Here is a 21,280-nt window from a genome sequence, read left to right as displayed (position 1 = left end):
AAAGTAGTAGTCATTAACATGAGTTTATAAAATGAAAAAAATGCAGTTATCTTCTCTCGCGCTCGCAATAGGCTTAAGCACCGTTGGTGTTGAAGCTTATGCCAGTAGTGACATATTAATGCTTGATATTAAACCTCAGCCACTAGAAACCACTTTGAATCTGATTGCCACACAGGCAAATATGACCTTAGTATTTGATCCTAAATTAGTTGACTCATTGACAGCCCCTCAGTTGCAAGGTCCTGCCACGGTTCGTGATGTTTTAATGCAAGTTTTAAATAATACAGGTATTGAAGCGACAATTGACGGTAATACAATCATTTTAAAAAAGCTAAGTAACTCGCAATCAGCGACAGAGTTATCAGCTTTATCTGTTGTGGGTAGTTATATCGCACCAGGCATGTTTGATGAAGCAAGTGTGGAATCGCAGGATTTACCTTACTTGAAAACAAGTTCAAATGTGCAGCTCAATAGTGGCTATATAGAGCAGTTTCGCGGTACATCCGCAGGAGATATGCTTAAAGGTATTCCCGGTGTCGAAGTTGGTGAAGCACGCAATGGAGGAGCGATAGATGTCAATATACGTGGTGTGCAAGGTCAAAATCGTGTGCCCGTGGTTGTTGATGGCAGTATTCAAAGTACCACAGTTTATCGTGGTTATGCTGGGATAGCTGATCGTTCATATATAGATCCAGATCTAATTAGTACTGTTTCGATAGATAAAGGCCCAACAAATAGTGCTCAAGGTATGGGGGCAGTGGGTGGTGTTGTCGTGATGGAGACATTGAAGAGCGATGATATATTACGAAATGGACAGCAGCATGGCGTTCGTATCAAAGGAGGTATGCAAAGTAATAGCATTGATGCACAAAGCGACTTTGATGCGACCCCCCGTAATGATGCTCCTGATTTGGTAACTAGTGATGGTGAGTTCATTAATATTGCTTATGCTACTGCACAAGAGGGATTTGATTTAGTTGTCGCAGCCTCACACCGTGATATTGGTAATTATTTTGCAGGTAATGACGGCCGGGAACGATACTTCTACGATGAAGAGGTGAGTGATTGGAAGCAAATCGATGGTGAATGGGTTGAAAAAAAGCGCATTGTTATAAATGAGGGGATCGCTCGCTTTTATAAATCAGGGGAAGAGGTTCTCAATACTTCGAATAAGAACACCTCAGTTTTAGTTAAACCAACTTTTCATATTAATGACGACTCATCACTGGAGCTCAGTTACCGAAAATACAAAGCTGTTTATGGTGAAATTATGGCCTCACAAATTTTTCGTAATACAGGTGACACGTTAAAACAGTGGAAATCTTCTGAGCAAGATATAGATACATATAGCGCTCGTTATAAATATACTTCTCCAGATAATCCATTGCTTAAAAATTTAAAAGTGAATCTTTGGCATACAAGTACTGATTCTAAAGCGTATAACGGATCAGTCTTTAGCAACCCAAGAGAGGGAAATGAAAGGCCACCAACACATGATTGTGAATCATGTGTAGATGTATTGTATTTAGCAAAAACGGAATCGCTCAGAACAGGGTTTGATATTAGTAATCAAAGCATACTTCAAGGTACAGATTATGGCGTAATTAGTTTTGACTACGGCTATAGCTTTCAAAAAGAATCAATAGGACCAGGATCTGATGTTCAATACTCTCAAGAAGATATCGATACAAATCGCTTTCATCGTGATGGTGATAGATATGAGAGCAGCGTGTTTTTGCAAACTAAATGGTCGCCTGTTGATTGGTTAAGTTTTGAAGCTGGTGGTCGCTATAGCTGGTTTAGAGTACAAGAAAATAATGATTATAGAGAAGAAGATGTACGCAGATTTAAAGAAATATTTCTACTGAAACAATCGGATGAGACCCTTGAACGAATTGGACATGTTCGTTGGCTTCCTGATGAAAATGGTGATTATACTGATGCCAATGATCCGCGTGTAACTGGAGTAGGCACTGTTAATCTAGGTGAGCTAGGCAGTGTTGATATCTCTGAAGTTGATTACAATCTTGCTTTTCTTGGTTTTGAGACGCAAGAAAGCTTAGGCACGTACACTGTATACCCTGGAGCATCACGAAAGCAGAATGGCTTTGCGCCAAATTTCGCGGTAAATATGCAACTAAGTGAAAGTTGGTTGGCGTACGCACGTTATAGCGAAGCGTTAAGAATGCCAAGTATAATGGAATCAACGAGAGGCTGGTCAGTATCAAGGAATATTCTTGACATAAGACCTGAACATGCAAAAAATAAAGAGATCGGTTTTTCTTTCATTAGCGATGATTTATTCACAGGCTTAACAATGCGAGCCAAGGTGGCTTATTTTGATAATAAAATTGAAGACTACATCACTCGCCACACAATTTCAGATAATAACCTAAGCGCAACTGATATTGGTTTAGCAATGGGAAACACTGATAGCTTTAATACAAAAGGGTTTGAGTTCCAAAGCCGTTTTGAAGTGGGTGGATTTTATGCTGATCTAAGCGCTACATATTATACTGAGGCGGAATTATGTGACGCGGAAGTCGCACAAACATTTCGTGATAATCCATATGCGAATAGACAAGGAGACATCCCGGATTGTTCAAAAACGGGTTTTTCAGGCATGTATGTTGCCAACCATATACCACCACAAAAATCAGTTGCAGCAATTTTGGGCGTAAAGTTTCTTGATGATAGCTTAGATATAGGTACGCGTATTACTTATACGGGTAAGCCTGATACTGATTATGACAGTAAGTTAAGTTGGCAAAATTATCATGGTTCAGCGCCGCATGTACCAACCGTGGCTTACACTTTAATTGATGCTTATATCAATTATAAAATCACAGATAATATGGACGTTAACTTTAATATTGCTAACTTAACAAATGAGTTTTACCTCGATGCTTTAGCATTAAGCTTAATAGCTGGGCCAGGGCGAACATCACAATTAACCTTTACGGCACGTTTTTAAATCAAAGTAATCAATAAAATCACTCAGGCGAGTGAAAGCTGAGTGATTTTATATGTAGTAGTTAAAAATTAACTTAGGAAGTGTAATGGAAAATCCATATGGGATCGCGTCGTTATGGCAGCAAAGTGATGCGGTTATTAAGTTTGTTGGCTTTGCATTGTTGGCTATGTCCTTAGCGTCTTGGGCGGTTATTTTTACGCGCTTAATTAGCTTACTAAAATTAAGAAAGGCTAAATATTTAATCGCAGAGTTTTGGCAGCAACAAGATATAAATAAGGGAATCGATTTATTGGCTCCACAGCCACCATTCCAAAAATTAGTATCGCAAGGTCTACAGGCCAAAGCTCACCATCAAAACCATCAAGCACAGTTGCAAGGTCAAGTCCCTCTTTCTGATTGGCTAACAACAGCGCTTAAAAATAATATTGATGATACACGAGAGTCACTATCGGGTGGGTTGGCAATATTAGCATCTGTAGGCTCGACTTCACCCTTTATCGGCTTGTTTGGTACTGTGTGGGGAATTTATCATGCTTTAATTGGAATCGGTTTATCAGGTTCGGCCAGTATAGACAAAGTCGCAGGGCCGGTCGGTGAGGCGTTAGTTATGACGGCGTTTGGCCTAGCTGTTGCGATCCCTGCTGTACTTGGATATAACGCAATTAGCCGTGCAAATAAGGCTATAATAATACAAATGAATCGTTTTGCTTCGCAGCTACATGCTTATTATTTAACAGGTTCAGTACAATCGAAGGTAGGCTAGAAAATGTCATTTAATGTTGATAGTGATGATGAAGACGTTATGAATGAAATTAATATGACGCCATTGGTGGATGTTATGCTCGTTCTGTTAATTATTTTTATTATTACAGTACCGGTGATTAACCAATCGATAGAGCTTGATTTACCTGCTGCAAAAAGCGAAAAGCTGGAAGTTAAGCCAAAGGCTATTGTGTTATCTGTTAACAGTGAAGGCGATTATTTTTGGGCTGAGCAAGCGATAAGTAAAAAAGAGCTTGTTGAACGTTTACTCATTGCTGCCCAAGAAACAATGCAACCTATTGTGCATATCCGAGGGGATAAAACGACTCAATATAAGAATGTAGTATTTTTAATGGAACAGGTGCAGCAAGCTGGTATTAACAGCATGGCTTTTATTACTGAAGAAAAAAAACCTTAACCCTAAAACCTAGAATTACACTCTGGGTTATCTTCTTAACTTTCAATTGTGAGTCACTAATCTTGTAATAAAAATACGGCGTGGATTTTCGCGCCTATAAGTATTTTCTTATTAAAATAAATCGCTTTTAAACTAACTCTTTGGGCGTTTTACAGGCGTTGACTCTCACTGTTGTTACTTATTAAGCGCGCCTGTCATTGTTGCAAAATAACGCCTAGATATAACAACCTGGAAAATGCTAAATTCTGCACCTTACTGTGGTCATGTTTTTACCTCGTCTTTTTACAGGCTGTTTGCTTACCGTTTTACTGCTCTTAATATCTACCTTTTTGATATTGCACCCCAGAAGCTGATTCATTAAAGGGCCGGCGAGTGTTTTTAGTGGCGGATCTCTACTCAACTTGAATTTGTACGCAACCATGCCTTTGTTGTTAAAAAGAGTATTAACACTAAAAGTATATGTTATTTCTATTGTTTATTTTATATGGAATATTTTATTTTACTATGGTTTGAGCTGTGTTACTGTTTAAAGGGAAAAACGTTCAAATAGATAAGCGTTAGGGGTACAGCTAGTTTCTGCTGTGGCGCTTTATAAAGGACGTACCACATATTACTAAATAATAAATAGCAGGCTCAGTGGGAGAAACAACAGTGAAACTTAATAAAATAGCAATATGCCTTGCAATAGCAGGTTGTGCTTCAGCAAATGCAGCACAAGATGAGCAAGACGAAAAGAAAATTGAGCGTATTGAAGTCACAGGCTCAAGTATCAAGCGCACATCCCTTGAAGGTGATCTACCAATTACAATCATTAGCCGCAGTGATATTGATGCTGCAGGTATTAGCTCGGCAGAACAACTCATGTTGCAGCTAAATATTGGTTCTAATTCAAATGATGGTTTAGGGAGTAATACAGGGATTGTGAGCGGTGAAGAACGCGGTAATAATGGCGCATCAAGTGCTAACCTTCGACAGCAAGGTGCGGGTTCAACGCTGGTATTATTAAATGGTCGCCGAATTGCAAGTCATGGTTTAAAGGGGGCATCTGTTGATTTAAACTCAATTCCGTTTGCTGCAATTGAACGTGTTGAAGTGCTGCGTGATGGGGCATCTGCGGTGTATGGTACTGATGCTGTTGGTGGGGTCATTAACTTTATCTTGAAAAAAGATTACCAAGGCGTGCAATTAAACGCATTTACTGACATTACACAAGCAGGTGGCGGTAATATTAATCGCTTTAGTATACTTGCCGGTACTGGCGATTTAAACAGCGATGGCTACAATGTCATGGGTTCAGTATCGTATAAAAAAGTCGATATATTACGCGGCTCTGACCGTGATTTTACAAACACTTTCCAACCAAATCGAGGTTTATCGCCAGATACGCGTGGTGGTCCTTTTGCGTCAATCAATAACCGTGGTAACGGCGATGATCCAACCAATGGAAATTATAACTTAATTGGTACAGGGCTTATTGACCCCAATAACCTTGATGCACAAGGTAATCCATACGCTAATAATGTACTTAATGTATTAGCACTTCCTGGGCAGCCTGGGTGTGAATCAATTGAAGGCATGGGCGTTGATACTGGCGCACTGTGGAATCGCGAAAATGAAACACACAGTTGCGCATGGGATTACCCAAGAGCTGCGGTTTTACAACAACCAGTTGACAGCATTGATTTTGTATCGCGTGCTACGTTTAAATTAGATGAAGACACCGAGCTATTTGCCGAAGTTATTGGCTCAGAAGTGACTTCTAAAAAGATTTTTGAACCTAACCAAATTACGCCGTGGTCAATTGGTTCAGCAGGGTATTACCCAAGCACAGGTTCATCGTATAATTATATAGTTGATGCATTATCTGACTATTATGGCGCGGATCAGTTAAATATTGGTGCACCTATTGCCTATCGCTGGCGCTGTATGGATTGTGGTAACCGTGAAATCGAAACAACGACCACGTCTTATAAAGTACAGTTGGGCATGGAAGGCATTATTGGCGACTGGGATTACAAAGCCGGTATTTCACGTTCATCAAACGAGGCTGAATCAGAACTCGGTGGTGGCTATCACTATACTGAGCTACTTGCGCAGGCAATTGGTAGCGGTGCCGTTAACCCCTTTTTGTTAGCGGGAGAAACACAAACTCAAGCGGGTATGGATGCAATTGAAGCAGCATCAGCGCGTGGCGTAACCTTATATGGCGGCGAAACAACCCTTACACAAATTGATGCGTCGATCTCAGGTGATACAGGTTTTGAACTTGGTCTTGGCGGCGACACGATTATGGTGGCAACAGGTATTGATTTACGCCGTGAGGGCTATAAGTTTAATGGGGATCGTCGTGAATCAGAAAATAGACCTGCCATTTATGGGGCGCCATTTGATAATGGTAACGAACTTGATGATGTTCACCGTGATATAAAAGCGGTATTTGTTGAAGCGCTTATTCCTGTAGTTGATAGTTTAGAGATTAACTTAGCTGCACGTTATGACCATTACTCAGGCTTTGGCGGCACAACTAACCCTAAAATTGGTGTTAAGTATCAGCCCATGGAAGAGTTGTTATTTCGTGGTGCATACAGCACAGGGTTTAGAGTGCCTTCGTTTAACCAGCTATTTAATGGCGTATCAGAGCAGCCGTACACAGGCTCCGATTTAGCTGATCCTGCTTCGTGCGCAAATGGCATCGTTGATGTGTCAAACCCTAGTTGCCAACCTATCACCCCTGCGTTAGTTTATGGCGGCAAAGAAGACTTAGGGCCTGAAGAGTCAAAGCAATCGAGCTTTGGTTTTGTATGGGCACCAAGCAGCGAATTTAGCTTTAACCTTGATTGGTGGGAAATAATCACAGAGGGCACAATACAAACGCCAAACTTTCGTGATTTACTCGAAAATTACGAGACATTTAGCGGTAACTTCTTACGCGATGCACAAGGTAACTTAACAGGTATTGATATGCGCTATATTAATGCCGGTGAGCGTAATACCAGTGGTGTTGAAGTGGGTATGCAGGTCAATGGTCAGTTAGGTGCAGGCTTATGGGATATTAACTTCAATGGTAGTTATTTAATTGAAGATAAGAAAAAGCTTCTTGATAGCATTGCATTTGGCGATAACTTAGTTGGCACTCATTCTCGCGGTAATATTCCACTTCGTTGGAAGCATACCATCGCCTTTAACTATACGCAGGGTGATTGGCGTCATAATGTGACACAAATTTACCGTGATAGTTATGCAGATGAAGTGCCAGCAGGCGTGCAATCGGGTGCAATTAGTATCGGTGAAATCGAAAACTATAACCCAACGGTATCAAGTTATTTAATTTATAACTACAGCGTAGCGTATACCGGGTTTGATAATGTAGGTATTACGTTTGGTATTAAAAACCTGTTTGACCGTGATCCACCGTTTACAGCTCATCAAAACGATTACTCACCAGGTGCTGCGTTTGATCCTCGTGTAGCGAGCGCGCGTGGTCGAGCATATACGCTTAATGCAGAATATCGCTTTTAATTGAGTGTATATAAGGCCAAAGTGTAATTAGGGAGACTGGCTTAGCGTTGGCTGAGTCAGTCATTTTGTAGGAGTATTAAATGCACAATATTAAGCAAGTGGTTATTGCTGGTGGCGGATCTGCGGGATGGATGACCGCAGCAGCGCTGAGTAAACTACTTGGCGAGCATGTAAATATAACCTTGGTAGAATCAGCGCAAATAGGCACTGTTTCGGTCGGGGAGGCCACGATCCCGCAAATTCGTCAGTTTAATCAACTAATTGGTATTGATGAAAATGAATTTTTAAGTGCCACTTCAGGTACCTTTAAGCTAGGAATCGAATTTATTGATTGGGGACAAATAGGGCAGCAATACATGCACCCATTTGGGCCATATGGGGTTAACTTAAATGGCATTGCATTTCATCATTACTGGTTAAAAAGTGTAAAAAACACCAACCCAGCCCCAATATTAGATTATTGCCTCGAAGGGCATGCCGCTAAATTAAACCGCTTTGACCGTATCGTAGGGCAAACAACCAAAGGGCATAGCACCCTTAACTATGCATTTCATTTTGACGCTGTTAAATATGCCGAGTTTTTATCAACGCTGGCTATTAAACAAGGCGTTAAACATATCCAAGGCACTATTTCACAGGTAACCATTGAGCCAAGTAACGGCCATATTAAAGATCTTATTCTTGATGATGGTCAGGTGATCAGTGGTGAATTATTTATTGATTGCACCGGTTTTAAAGGGCGCTTGATCAACCAAGCTTTGCATGTTGGTTTTGAGTCATGGCAGCATTGGTTACCATGTGATAGCGCGATTGCGATTGCCAGCGAATCACTCCCAGAGTTAAAGCCTTACACCCAAGCCACCGCTCATAAAGCAGGGTGGCAATGGCAAATTCCGTTACAGCATCGTATTGGTAATGGGCGTGTATTCGCAAGCGGATTTACTAGTGCAGAACAACAAATCGCGCAGTTAGCCGCGCAGTTACCTTCCAAGGCGATGACTGAGCCACGCCAATTAAATTGGCAAAATGGTCGTCGTTTAAAAGCATGGCAAAAGAACTGTGTGGCCATAGGGCTATCTGCTGGCTTTTTGGAGCCGCTAGAGTCAACAGGGCTACAGTTTATTCAGTCGGCCATTTTACGGCTGATCAGTTTATTTCCTAGTTGTGCAATGGCGAAGGTGGATGCGGATACCTACAATAGATACACTGAACAAGAAATTACCGCTGTTCGTGACTTTATTATCTGCCATTACAAGGTAACAAAGCGCAGCGACAGTGAATTTTGGCGTTATTGCCAACACATGGATGTACCGAATACGGTAAGTGAGCGACTTGCTTTGTTTGCACAAAATGGCCGACTTTTCAGAGAAAACAATGAGCTATTTAATGAGCTTAGCTGGTTTTCAGTATTACATGGTCAAGGTATTGAGCCACAAGGTTATCATCCGCTGGTGAATAGTTTGAGCGATGCAGCTTGTGAGCAATATATGCAACAAATAAAAACCATGATCGGGCAAACCGCGCGCTCACTTCCTATGCACAGTGAGTATGTTGCTCGCCATTGCCGGTATTCTAAAAGTTAGGGTTTAAAAAGCATGATGACGTTTTTATTTTATTTAAAAAAACTGGGGATTTTTGCCAGTGCAGCCTTTTTAGTTAGCTGTGCTTCAACGCCTTATGAATTTACTCAGTCAGCTAATTATAGCCATCGCGTTAAATTTTTAGTGATGCATTACACCGCTATCAATTATGAAAAATCAATGCAGGTACTTGTCGAAGATGGCGGATTGAGTGCACATTATTTAGTGCCTGAGTCAAACGATCCGAGCTACCCAGATGACGAACTTAAAATTACGCAGTTAGTCGATGAGCATGACAGATCATGGCATGCAGGGCGTAGTTACTGGCAAGGCAGAGAGGACTTAAACGACCAATCGATTGGTATTGAAATAGTTAACATACCAACGTGTCATTCCCCAGAACTAGAAGAGCATGAATTAGATACACAATTGCAAAATGATGCCTCAAAGCTGTGTATTTACCCAGATTATGATGCTAAACAAATGGCGTTATTAATCGAGTTAAGTCAGGGGATTTTAGCGCGCCACCCTGATATTGGACCAACGCAAGTTGTTGGGCATTCAGATATAGCGCCCAGTCGTAAAAATGATCCTGGTCCACGTTTTCCGTGGTATCAACTCTATCAAGCAGGGGTTGGCGCTTGGTATGACAACCACACGGTAGATAAATATTGGCAGCAATTTAGTGTCGTTAAACCCTCTATAGGTTTAATGCAAAGCGCTTTACGTGGCTACGGTTATGATGTGCAAGCGACGAATCAACTTGATCCGCAAACACTCGATACTTTAAGTGCTTTTCAAATGCATTTTTTACCATGGCACGTTAGTGGTAACGCCGATGCACGCAGTGGCGCAGTACTGTTTGCATTAATGGAAAAATACTTTCCTAAAAAAGCAACCAAATTAATGGCGCAGTATAATCAAGAGCAAACCACAGTTGAGCCGCAGCCAAAACAACTAGCCAATGCACAAGTGGTTGCGTTAATTCCCGAACGAGACCCAAGCACACGTTTATTAGTCAATAATCGTGGTACGTTTAAAGCCTACAAAGGCCGTGGCCAGCTAGTGATTGAAAACAACACCGCCACCAGTGCCGATATTTATATCAATGGCGAAAAAATCAATATAGCCAGCCCGCTTCAAGCAAATAAACAATACACATACAGTTTAAGTAAACGCACGCGTAACGGCGTTAACACGTACAAAGTGGACAATGTATTGCCCGAAGGCGCAAGTTTAACCTTACGCTTTGCCTACCCACAGCTGAAAAAAAGCGCCAATAATACATACAATTTTAGTGCTGTAGATAAACTTATTAATGATGATATTACAGCGGGATTTCCAGGGGCAGTGTTAGGCGTAATAAAAGATGGAAAATTAATAAAACTAAGTAGTTATGGCGATGCAAAAAAATACCAACGTAATGGTACTGCAATGCAATCGCCGCAAAAAATGCAAACAGACACCTTATTTGATATTGCGTCAAACTCAAAAATGTTTGCTACTAACTTTGCGCTTATGAAACTTGTAAGTGAAGGCAAGCTTGATGTAAATAAGCCGCTTTTTTACTACTTACCAGAGTTTAGAAGGCGCGGGCGAGAGCAACGCTTAGTAAAAGATTTTCTCACCCACAGTGCGGGGTATCCTGCGGTGGTGGACTTTCATCGAAAAGACAATAAATTTGGTGAGCGATTTTTCTCGCAAAATAGCTTGCGGACTAAAAATTTACTGTTAACAGGCGTGCCGTTTATAGCAGGGCGCAATGTTAAGCACTTGTATTCAGATATAGACTACATGCTGTTAGGCGTGCTGATTGAACGCATTACGCAACAAGCGCTGGATAATTATGTTGAGGGGCAAATCTATCAGCCGCTAGGCTTGCAACACACATTGTTTAACCCGTTACAAAAAGGGGTTAGTAAACATACTATTGCTGCAACGGAGCTTGCAGGAAACAGCCGTGGTGGCCGAATTAGTTTTGATAATATACGCACCGACGTACTGCAAGGGCAAGTACACGACGAAAAAGCATTTTATGCACTTGGTGGCGTAGCAGGGCATGCAGGCTTATTTAGTACCGTAGAAGATCTTGGTGTGCTTTCGCAGTTGCTATTAAATCGCGGCGGTTATGGCGATAAACAAATATTTACCCCGCAAGTGCTCGATCAGTTTATAGCGCCGCAAGCGAGTAATGAAACTTACGGACTAGGCTGGCGAAGAGCTGGGGAACATGCTCAAAAGTGGCATTTTGGTCCTTACGCAAGTCCACAAGCGTACGGCCATACTGGCTGGACAGGCACAGTAACCGTTATTGATCCTGCGTATGACTTAGCCATTATTTTACTCACTAATGCACGTCATTCGCTTATCAAGGGCAATGACACCCATTATGAATTTGTTGGTAAAAAGTTTGAGACCGGAAAATATGGCTCAGTAATTTCACTGGTTTATGAGGCTTTGCTTAATCATTAATGTAATCACTCATTAAAGCCACTAACTTAAATCACTAGTCGAATTAAGTTGAGTTTATTGTGCAACTGATTAAGCTAGTGGGCTTGTTTATAAATAATTATAACAGCGGCGCAGTCGCTACTAAAAAGGTTATTGTATGTCTTGGTATTCAATTTTACCGCCGTTGATAGCGATTTTGATCGTGTTTTGGCGCAAAGAAGTGATTATGGCACTGTTAGTTGCTGTTGCTTCTTCAGAGTTTTTACTCGCCCTACAAGGCGATGGAAATACGCTTTTTAACACATTTATAAATACCATAGAGCGTATTGTGGCGGTGGCTAGTTCACCGGGGAATAGCCGTATTTTGATTTTTAGTATTTTAATAGGCGCATTGCTTGCATACATTCGTGAATCTGGTGGTGTGGCAGCAACCGTTAATGTATTGATGAACAAAGGCGTCGCAAAAAGTAAACGCCAAGTTGGTTACTTAACGATGTTCTCAGGCGTAGCCGTGTTTATAGAATCTAACTTAAGTGTATTAACCTCGGGTATTTTATCTCGTGGCTTATTTGATAAGTTTAAAATGAGCCGAGCACGTCTTGCTTACATTATCGACAGTACCAGTGCACCGGTGTGTATTTTAATTTTGCTTAATGGTTGGGGCGCTTATGTACTTGGCTTGTTAGGTAATTATGAATTACCAGAGTCGGCGGTGTCGGTGTTATGGGGCAGTATTGGCTATAACTTTTACGCTATTATTACTTTATTATTAGTTTTTTATACCATCACCTTTGATAAAGTGCATGGCCCATTAAAAAAAGCAGAAGAGCAATTAGAGCACCAAAAAGCAGATGTACAAGAAGAGGTAAAAGGCACCAAAGCACGCTATATGCTAGTGCCACTTATTACACTGATTGGCAGCATGGTCGGCTTTATGTACTGGACCGGTAATGGCGATATTGCCAGCGGCAGTGGTTCTAAATCTGTACTGTATGCAACTATTTTAGCGTGTGTTGTCGCGTACTTTTTAATGATCAGTTCACGTCAATTTACTCATCATAAGCTGGTGGATATCGGCTTTAAAGGCATGGGTGAATTACTCCCGTTGGTGGCTATCGTGTTGTTATCGCTTACACTTGGCGCAAGCTTAAAAGATTTAGGCACCGGCGTATTTGTAGCGGGACTGGTGGGCGATTACTTACCTATATACTTAGTTGTTCCGGTGCTGTTTTTAACTGGCGCGGTGATCTCATTCACGACTGGAACATCGTGGGGCACGTTCGCAATTTTAATTCCAATTGGCGTACCGCTCATTCAAGCGTTAGGTTTACCGCCTTCATTAGTGATTGCGGCAATCTTAGGTGGCGGTGTATTTGGGGATCATTGCTCGCCCATATCTGACACCAGCGCGGTATCGGCCATTGCCTCCGGTTGTGATTTACTCACCCACGTTAAAACGCAAATGCCTTACGCACTTTTTGGCGGCGCACTCACGTTTATAGCGTACTTAGTTACGAGCATTATTGTGCTGTAAATTTACAATAATTAAATTAGTGAGAACAAAAGCCTGCAAATTTGTAGGCTTTTTTGTTGCGCAGGCGCTGCTGCTTCAGAGTTTGTTGTAGGAGGTGGCTTCAATCACTAAGGGTTTAATACCAGTCATTGAGTGCAACGAGAAACCCAATGTTTTTTAAATTGTAGGTCGTCCTTTAGGGCGAAAAAGTGAATGTCACCACAGAGGGCAAAGAGGCGCTTCGCTGCACAGAGATTAAATATTGGTCGTAGGTGTTGGCTTTAGCCACGAATTTTTCACTTAAGCATCACTTGTCGGGATAAATCCGCGACCTACATTAATAACCTTATTCAAGGTTTTTCATGCTGGCGACGGCAGCTTTTAACAACAGCTAAATCGGGCTGCCGCTTCAGGATCCGTCGTATGGGCTGGCTTTAGTCCGAAAAATTATCATATTATTCAGCCGCTAATGTTTTGCATAATCTAATTAGGGATAAATCCCTGCCTATATTAAGGGCACATATTCGACTTTGATAAAAAGTAAATACAGGTTGTAGCTTCGAATAATTCTGGCACGTAACGTTTTCAGGCTTAAAATCAGAAGCGACTCTTAGCTTAAATAATTAACTGTAATATCATGTAATAACCTCTTTTTTGTATCTTGTTTATATTTAGTGACGAATAAAATGACAAACCTTAGTTTTAATATCACGAAAATAAAGGAATAAGTTATGAAAACGCAAAAAGTTGTTGGCTATTGTAGTAACTGGATCACTCAAGAAAGTTTAAAGTCGCAGATAGAAGGTTATACTCACGTTATTTTTTCATTTTGGATATCACCTGAAGATGGGGTTTTAGGTGCAGCTGAAGCTGCCGCAAATGATCCAGAGCTTATACAATATGTTAAATCACTAGGGAAAAAGTGCATACTTGCAGCAGGTGGTGAAACTTATAACCCAAATGTGACTGATTCAGCACAGGCAAGAGAGTACGGCTTGGCACTTGCAAAATATGCATTAGAATACGGCTACGATGGCGTTGATTTTGATATCGAGAATATTACAGCCTCAGAAGCTTTAAATTGGCTGAGTGAGGCTACAGTGACAGCTGCAGAATATTCGAGTGAGCAAGGAGAAAAGTTAATTATTTCTCACGCACCACAAGGCCCATACTTTCCTGAATACAGCAAGTTAGAAGAGTTAACACATGGCTACATCGATTTTTATAATATCCAATATTACAATCAGGGAGCGTGGGAGTATCAAGCATATGAGTCATTTGAAATGTTATTTCCATTAAAATATCAGAATATAAGCAATCCGACTTCAATTGAAAGCATTGCATCTCAAGGTGTTCCGCCAGAAAAAATTGTACTTGGTAAACCTATTACTGAAAATGATCTAAGCTCTAGTGGGTTTATTCCACTAGATCAACTCGTCGTCATTATTCGTCAGGCGCAAAGTGAAAACATTGCTTTTGGTGGGGTAATGGGATGGAAAATTGATAGCGATATCGATGGATTATGGGGCCGAACAATTGCGGCTACTCTAAATACAGCCTCTTAAAGGTAGCTTGCTGTAGTGGAATAAAAAATCAAAGAGCTTTGGTTTTATCAATTAGCGCACCCGATACAAGTTAGGTGCGCTATTTTTATTAAGTTGCATTTTGGTGACGGGGTTTTTCGAATTCCCACTGATTTTTAAACACTTGAATTCAAGTATTACGCGCTCTATTTTGGCACTACGCGGTATATACCCATGCCGTCAATTCCTAGGTATAAATCGCCGTTGGGGTGAGTTGCAATACTGCGCACTCTGCCAGCGCCTTCAAACAACTTGCTATGACCGATAATATTGTTGCCATCGAGTTCAAGCATGACTAAGTGTGCAAATTTCATTGAACCAACCACGATATTGCCTTTCCACTGGGGGTATTTATCGCTACTAATAAATGCCATACCCGAAGGCGCGATAGACGGCACCCACACCCAGTCAGGTTTTTGCATCCCTTCGCGGGTGGTCTCATCGGTAATTTTACTGCCATTATAGTTGATACCGAAAGTAACTACTGGCCAACCGTAATTAGATCCTGGTTTGATAATATTGACTTCATCGCCGCCTTGCGGGCCATGTTCGTGGCTCCAAATCACACCCGTTTTTGGGTGCATCGCCATGCCTTGCGGATTCCGATGACCATACGAATAAATACTTTTGCGCGCGTTTTCGTCATTATAAAACGGATTTGATTTAGGGATTGTACCATCAGCATTAATGCGGTGTATTTTCCCTGCATCGTGCTCTAAGTTTTGTGGATGAACATCGCGGTTGCCACGATCGCCAATAGAGAAATACAAGTAACCGTCTTTATCAAATTCAAGGCGAGAGCCATAATGGAACGTTTTTGTGGTGTTAGGGCTGCCATCAAACAGTAGTTGCTGATCAATTAACGTCATGTCTTTTAAGCGTGCGCGCATTATAGAGGTGTTATAGCCTTCGTCATCTCCTTCATAGCCAGAGTAAGAAAAGTATATCCAGCCATTGTCTTTAAAGTTAGGATCAAGCTCCACATCAAGTAGTCCTCCTTGACGCTCAGCATGTACTTTAGGCACCCCTTTAATGGCTTTCTCTAGCAGTTTACCATCACGAATAAGCCTAAGATCACCAGCTCTGTTTGTGACTAACAAGTCTTGTTTGTTAAGCCACACCATGCCCCAAGGAATTTGCACGCCTTTGGCAACTAATTCAAGTTCATACTTATCGGCACTTGCGGCAACGGGAATAGGCTGCTCTGGCTGAGCGAAGGTATGTAACGAGGTAAAGCTTATAATAGAGGCAACTAAACTGGTGTAAATACACTTTTTCATGACAATTCCAATTTATGAACAACAATGACATTAGATTAGCGCGATACAAGCAAAATTGTTATTAACTTTCACTAAAGTGCGATTAGTTTCATAAAATGCAAGGTAAATGACAGGGTTGTCGCACTGGTGTTTTAGGTGATGGCTTCATCCGAAAGGTTTAACACCAATGATAGATTAACCACCGTAGGCGCTGAGCTTACTGACGCATGTGATTGGTAGGTTGGGTAGAGTGTGTTGTGATTCAATGAAACCCAACGGGCTTGGTTTAAATTGTAGGTCGTCCTTTAGGGCGAAAAAGTGCATTTCACCACAGAGGGAACAAAGGCGCTTCGCTGCACCGAGGCTACATATTGGTTGTAGGAGTAGGCTTTAGCCACGAATTTTTCACTTAAGCATCACTTGTCGGGATAAATCCGCGACCTACATTAATAACCTTACTCAAGGTTTTTCATGCTGGCGACGGCAGCTTTTAACAACAGCTAAATCAGGATGCCACTGCTTCAGGATCCGCTGTAGGAGATGGCTTTAGCCACGAATTTTTCACCTAAACATCACTTGTCGGGATAAATCCGCGACCTACATTAATAACCTTATTCAAGGTTTTTCATGCTGGCGACGGCAGCTTTTAACAACAGCTAAATCAGGCCGCCACTGCTTCAGGATCCGTTGTAGGAGATGGCTTTAGCCACGAAATGGTTAACACTAATGATAGATTAGCCACCGTAGGCGCTGAGCTTACTGACGCATGTGATTGGGAGGTTGGTAGAGTACAACGAAACCCAGCGGGCTTGGTTTAAATTGTAGGTCGCCCTTTAGGACAAAAAAGTGCATTTCACCACTGAGGGCACAGAGGCGCTTCGCTGCACCGAGGCTACATATTGGTTGTAGGAGTAGGCTTTAGCCACGAATTTTTTACTTAAGCATCACTTGTCGGGATAAATCCGCGACCTACATTAATAACCTTATTCAAGGTTTTTCATGCTGGTGACGGCAGCTTTTAACAACAGCTAAATCAGGATGCCACTGCTTCAGGATCCGTTGTAGGAGATGGGGCTTTAGCTACGAAATTGTTAACACCAATGATAGATTAGCCACCGTAGGCGCTGAGCTTGCTGGCAAATGTGATTGGTAGGTTGGGCAGAGTGCAATGAACCCCAACGGGCTTGGTTTAAATTGTAAGTCGCCCTTTGGGGCGAAAAAGTGAATCTCACCACTGAGGGCACAGAGGCGCTTCGCTGCACAGAAGTTAAATATTGGTTGTAGGAGTAGGCTTTAGCCACGAATTTTTCACTTAAGCATCACTTGTCGGGATAAATCCGCGACCTACATTAATAACCTTACTCAAGGTTTTTCATGCTGGCGACGGCAGCTTTTAACAACAGCTAAATCAGGATGCCACTGCTTCAGGATCCGCTGTAGGAGATGGCTTTAGCCACGAATTTTTCACCTTAGCATCACTTGTCGGGATAAATCCGCGACCTACATTAATAACCTTATTCAAGGTTTTTTGTGCTGGCGACGGTAGCTTTTAACAACAGCTAAATCAGGCCGCCACTGCTTCAGGATCCGTTGTAGGGGATGGCTTTAGCCACGAATTTTTCCCATCCAAGCATCACGCTTAATCCTTCAAACCGCAATTGATGTGAACGTAAACGGCAAAGATAGGCCTAGTTTCGCCTCATCGCACATCCATGCGCGATATTACTCATCAATTACTTATTTTCAGGGCGTGATGACGGGAAAAGCCGTTAAACGTGAGATCGTTTTTCGGCCTTGGTAAGATGCAAGCGTGGGCGTTTACTGAGGCCGCTAACTTTGCCATTCGGTATAACCCAACAATTAAAAAGTATTATCAACGCAAGTTAGCTAAAACAAACCAAGTTATCGCGATTAAAACGGTTGCACATAAACTGGCAAGAGCGTGTTACCACGAGCTGAAAGACAACGTCCCATTTGATAGACACAAGACTTTTTCTTAACGACTATAAAACGAATTAGGTTAACGTGTTGAGTTAAAAACGGGGTTGGTAAAACCATCAGATCTGATTGAGCCTGCACGTTAACCGCTCTTATTTAAATGTTGGGTATGCCCACTGTCTGAGCCACACAGGATTGGTTATGTAAAAAACATAAACCACAGATTTGTTATTGAGCAGCGTGAGAATACTGCCAAAACTGGACTGACATTGGTACTAAACGATGACTGAGGCGAAAGCCAAGGGCCTTAATTAATCATCAACGATGCTTAATTAAACAGCCTAAATTCATATGGGTGACTGGTGCATATTCACACCAATCGACGTAATTACTAGGTGCGTAGTCATATTTAAATTGAGTTTAAAACATAATAACACTTGGTTTTTTGACTAAAAAGATCAAGAAAACACAGCTGCCTGCTTGACTGGAACTTTCTAATGGGTGACCCTATAAATTTTACTTGATATGAACAAAAACATATGGATAATCAAATGCTAATTGTACTTATAGTCAGCTGAAATAAATTATGGATAATATTAGAATTAAAGGTTTGCGCTCTTTAGTGGATACTAATGTAGTAGAAATTAAGCCTATAAATATCCTTGTAGGAACAAACAGCTCAGGGAAAAGTACTTTTTTAAGAGTTTTTCCTTTGCTCAGGCAAAGTGTTGAAAGGAAGACTAGAGGTCCAATATTGTGGAATGGAGTCTATACGGACTTCGAGTCTTTTCTGACATCATTACATAGTGAAGCATCTACAAATGGAAATGAGCAGATTGAATTTAGTTTTACTTTTAACTTTTATAATAAACTTTCCTTCAATAATAAAAATTCTAATAGGGAAAACCCAATATCTATAAATACAACTTTATCAATAGTTAAAGGGACGACTAAAAACTCCTGTTATACGAATATTTATAAAGTAGATCTGTTTGGCCATTTGATTACTTTTCAATTCGAAGAGGATGGCACGATAATCGCTATTAATTCAGAAAGGCTTAAATGGGATTTGAAGAAAGCAGATCTTCAATATCAGAGAACAAATACAGACAGTTTACTACCAATAATAAAGTACCCTGACTTTTTATATTTCACAGCTAATAAACAAAAAGATTCAATTTCAAAGCTTTTATATGAGCATATTATAAATTTAATAAAGGAGCACAGCGGGAGTACAAGCGAAACTAAAATCAACCGTTTTGCTAGTCTTCTTGTGTCAGAATTCGCTGATGATAAAAGTAAATTAGCTAAAATGAAGAAGATGAGATCAACTACTAAGTGGAATGAGTTAGTCGACACTGAGTGGAAGGAGAATGCATCTGATTTCAGTTTTCTTGCGGGTTTAATTGATTTATTCATGGTGATAGAAAACAGCGCCTCGATTAATGTTCAATTTAGCGAACTTTTAAGAAGCGTAAGGTATATTGCTCCGTTAAGAGCGTCTACGGAAAGGTATTATAGGTATCAAGATTTAAGCATTCATGAGTTAGAGCATACTGGATCCAATATAGGAATTTTTTTGTCAAATATAACAAAAAAATGGAGACATCAATTAGACGAATGGACTGAGAGTAACTTTAATTTTATAATTAAAGATAAAGTAACGTCAGGTCACATATCTTTAAAATTAGAGCATTCATCCTCGAAAAAAAGTGACAATATTGCTGATATGGGATTTGGCTACTCTCAAGTATTACCCATAATTATACAACTTTGGGCTGTAGCATCAGGCTATGAAGCAAGTTTACAAGAAATATCCAAACCAAAAAAAACAGTTCTTTTCGTGATAGAGCAGCCCGAGCTACACTTACATCCAAAAATGCAGGCTTCATTGGCTAAAGTCTTTTCTGAGTCGATAAAGCTAGGGGGAGAAAATGGAATTGATTTAAGGTTAGTTATTGAAACTCACAGTCCCGCATTAATATCAAAGTTTGGTGATATGATTGCATTAAGTGAAATGGACAAAGATATCATCTCTATTTTAATGTTCGAGCAAAATCGTTCGACAAGATGTACAACGCTTAGAGAATCAAAATTTGATAGTGATGGTGAGTTAAATAACTGGCCTGCTGATTTTTTTGCGTATTAATTATGATAGTAATAGTTGATGAATCAATACTTGCGCATTTAGAAAGTCAAAATAATGATGATGCTTTATCGTTTATTGAAGATTTATGCAGAGCAAGAAAGAGAGGGTACTCTCTTATAAAAGTAACTAAGAGAGTGTCTCTAAAGTTAATTTCACACCCTGATTTAAGTTCACACCAAAAAGCAACGTTCAAGCATATGTCACAAGAAAGTACATTTACTAAAGAACTAAGCGCAATTACATTAAACCAAGTTACTTTTTATTCAGGGAAATACACAAAGACTGCTTTTCCAAACGGTCTTGATATTAGGAATTATGATAGTGATGAAATATTACAAGAGTACTTAAATCGACCTAAATTGGTTTTAGAAAATAGTACTGATTCAGTTATTTATAAGAAAATTGTTGAGTGGTACATCGAAAGAAATTATAAGGTTAATAGCTTTCATACATCATTTGAAGTTTTACACGGTGGAGGCCACACTTTAGCCAATTATTGTGATAAATTATTGAAAGACCAGAAAATCGTTTTTGCAATTTGCGATAGTGACAAAAAGTCTCCAGATTGCAAAAAAGGGGGGACTGTTAGTGATGCAGAAAAAGTTTTCAAAAAGCATAATATGTTGAGACAATTATATAAAATAGATGTGCATGAGATTGAAAATCTGATACCAATAAATATCTATTTAAAAACAGCAAAAAAAGAACAGCTCCCAGCTTTACAATTCCTTTCTCATGCAACGAAAGAATACCCTCAATGCTATTTATATTATGATTTTAAATGCAGCTTCAAAGTTTCACAAATATGGACAGAAAAGCAGACAACTATATCTATGTTTTGGCGGCCTATATTTGAATATGTAAACAATATTGTCATAGAAGATTGTATAATAAATAAAGATAAACTCTATGTTATAGATAAAAATAAACCAACGACTCATATTCTGTTAAATAAGCTATCGTCGATTAGTAAACATGCATTTGAAAAGTTGGATCTTGAGCATGTTAATAATATTGAGTTGGGGGGCTTAGAGCAGACTTGGAGTGAGATCGGCGAAGTACTTTTTAATTGGTTTGTAGCTTTAAAACCTATTAGAATTAATAACTCATAGTAATAACCCTCAAGATTTTTTT

The 21,280-nt window shown here is 40.3% G+C and carries 12 protein-coding genes; 11 read left to right on the top strand and 1 reads right to left on the bottom strand.

The genetic code is table 11. The features are described 5' to 3' along the window. Nucleotides 1–40: 40 nt before the first annotated feature. The 8 genes from A7967_RS11540 to A7967_RS11505 all read left to right on the top strand — a co-directional run bounded on the left by A7967_RS11540 (nucleotide 41) and on the right by A7967_RS11505 (nucleotide 14,782). On the top strand, nucleotides 41–2,974 hold the full coding sequence (locus A7967_RS11540; RefSeq protein ID WP_167349701.1) for a TonB-dependent receptor: 2,934 nt from the start codon (nucleotides 41–43) through the stop codon (nucleotides 2,972–2,974). 85 nt (nucleotides 2,975–3,059) lie between these two features. Continuing rightward, nucleotides 3,060–3,737: a MotA/TolQ/ExbB proton channel family protein gene (locus tag A7967_RS11535; RefSeq protein WP_054205359.1), complete on the top strand. Its 678-nt coding sequence runs from the start codon at nucleotides 3,060–3,062 to the stop codon at nucleotides 3,735–3,737. Between the two features lie 3 nt (nucleotides 3,738–3,740). After that, nucleotides 3,741–4,154: an ExbD/TolR family protein gene (locus tag A7967_RS11530; RefSeq protein WP_054205360.1), complete on the top strand. Its 414-nt coding sequence runs from the start codon at nucleotides 3,741–3,743 to the stop codon at nucleotides 4,152–4,154. A 651-nt stretch (nucleotides 4,155–4,805) separates the two neighbouring features. After that, entirely contained in the window at nucleotides 4,806–7,673 is a 2,868-nt protein-coding gene (locus tag A7967_RS11525) for a TonB-dependent receptor domain-containing protein (protein ID WP_054205433.1), read from the top strand. Between the two features lie 80 nt (nucleotides 7,674–7,753). Further along, complete coding sequence (locus tag A7967_RS11520; RefSeq protein ID WP_054205361.1) at nucleotides 7,754–9,256, top strand: tryptophan halogenase family protein; 1,503 nt, start codon at nucleotides 7,754–7,756, stop codon at nucleotides 9,254–9,256. Nucleotides 9,257–9,268: 12 nt separating this feature from the next. Beyond that, nucleotides 9,269–11,725: a penicillin binding protein PBP4B gene (gene pbp4b / locus A7967_RS11515; RefSeq protein ID WP_054205362.1), complete on the top strand. Its 2,457-nt coding sequence runs from the start codon at nucleotides 9,269–9,271 to the stop codon at nucleotides 11,723–11,725. A 136-nt stretch (nucleotides 11,726–11,861) separates the two neighbouring features. After that, nucleotides 11,862–13,238 carry a Na+/H+ antiporter NhaC family protein gene (locus tag A7967_RS11510; RefSeq protein ID WP_054205363.1) on the top strand — a complete coding sequence of 459 codons (1,377 nt, stop codon included), beginning with the start codon at nucleotides 11,862–11,864 and terminating at the stop codon, nucleotides 13,236–13,238. Between the two features lie 710 nt (nucleotides 13,239–13,948). Continuing rightward, a complete protein-coding gene (locus A7967_RS11505; protein WP_054205364.1) occupies nucleotides 13,949–14,782 on the top strand; it encodes a glycoside hydrolase family 18 protein in 834 nt (277 codons plus the stop codon). Nucleotides 14,783–14,946: 164 nt separating this feature from the next. Here A7967_RS11505 and A7967_RS11500 read toward each other — a convergent pair whose 3' ends face one another. Further along, nucleotides 14,947–16,080 (bottom strand): PQQ-dependent sugar dehydrogenase, encoded by a 1,134-nt coding sequence (locus tag A7967_RS11500; protein ID WP_054205365.1) that lies wholly within the window; start codon nucleotides 16,078–16,080, stop codon nucleotides 14,947–14,949. A 1,754-nt stretch (nucleotides 16,081–17,834) separates the two neighbouring features. On the opposite strand from A7967_RS11500, the gene A7967_RS11495 reads away from it, so the two are divergent. The 3 genes from A7967_RS11495 (at nucleotide 17,835) to A7967_RS11485 (ending at nucleotide 21,258) form a co-directional block, all read left to right on the top strand. Continuing rightward, a complete protein-coding gene (locus tag A7967_RS11495; protein WP_054205366.1) occupies nucleotides 17,835–18,059 on the top strand; it encodes a hypothetical protein in 225 nt (74 codons plus the stop codon). A 524-nt stretch (nucleotides 18,060–18,583) separates the two neighbouring features. After that, nucleotides 18,584–20,146 (top strand): AAA family ATPase, encoded by a 1,563-nt coding sequence (locus A7967_RS11490; RefSeq protein ID WP_054205367.1) that lies wholly within the window; start codon nucleotides 18,584–18,586, stop codon nucleotides 20,144–20,146. A 2-nt stretch (nucleotides 20,147–20,148) separates the two neighbouring features. Then, nucleotides 20,149–21,258, top strand: coding sequence for a hypothetical protein (locus A7967_RS11485; RefSeq protein ID WP_054205368.1), 1,110 nt, complete (start codon nucleotides 20,149–20,151; stop codon nucleotides 21,256–21,258). Nucleotides 21,259–21,280 lie beyond the last annotated feature (22 nt).

The sequence above is a fragment of the Pseudoalteromonas neustonica genome (genome assembly GCF_001653135.1).
Lineage (GTDB): Bacteria > Pseudomonadota > Gammaproteobacteria > Enterobacterales > Alteromonadaceae > Pseudoalteromonas > Pseudoalteromonas neustonica.
Note: the sequence above shows the minus strand (reverse complement) of the source record. Positions and strands in the feature narration are given on the sequence as shown.

Bases quoted from the DNA above. Each gene is read 5' to 3' on its own strand.
- A7967_RS11540 (WP_167349701.1), top strand. From the start codon at position 41: ATGCAGTTATCTTCTCTCGCGCTCGCAATAGGCTTAAGCACCGTTGGT.
- A7967_RS11535 (WP_054205359.1), top strand. From the start codon at position 3,060: ATGGAAAATCCATATGGGATCGCGTCGTTATGGCAGCAAAGTGATGCG.
- A7967_RS11530 (WP_054205360.1), top strand. From the start codon at position 3,741: ATGTCATTTAATGTTGATAGTGATGATGAAGACGTTATGAATGAAATT.
- A7967_RS11520 (WP_054205361.1), top strand. From the start codon at position 7,754: ATGCACAATATTAAGCAAGTGGTTATTGCTGGTGGCGGATCTGCGGGA.
- pbp4b (WP_054205362.1), top strand. From the start codon at position 9,269: ATGATGACGTTTTTATTTTATTTAAAAAAACTGGGGATTTTTGCCAGT.
- A7967_RS11510 (WP_054205363.1), top strand. From the start codon at position 11,862: ATGTCTTGGTATTCAATTTTACCGCCGTTGATAGCGATTTTGATCGTG.
- A7967_RS11505 (WP_054205364.1), top strand. From the start codon at position 13,949: ATGAAAACGCAAAAAGTTGTTGGCTATTGTAGTAACTGGATCACTCAA.
- A7967_RS11500 (WP_054205365.1), bottom strand. From the start codon at position 16,080: ATGAAAAAGTGTATTTACACCAGTTTAGTTGCCTCTATTATAAGCTTT.
- A7967_RS11490 (WP_054205367.1), top strand. From the start codon at position 18,584: ATGGATAATATTAGAATTAAAGGTTTGCGCTCTTTAGTGGATACTAAT.
- A7967_RS11485 (WP_054205368.1), top strand. From the start codon at position 20,149: ATGATAGTAATAGTTGATGAATCAATACTTGCGCATTTAGAAAGTCAA.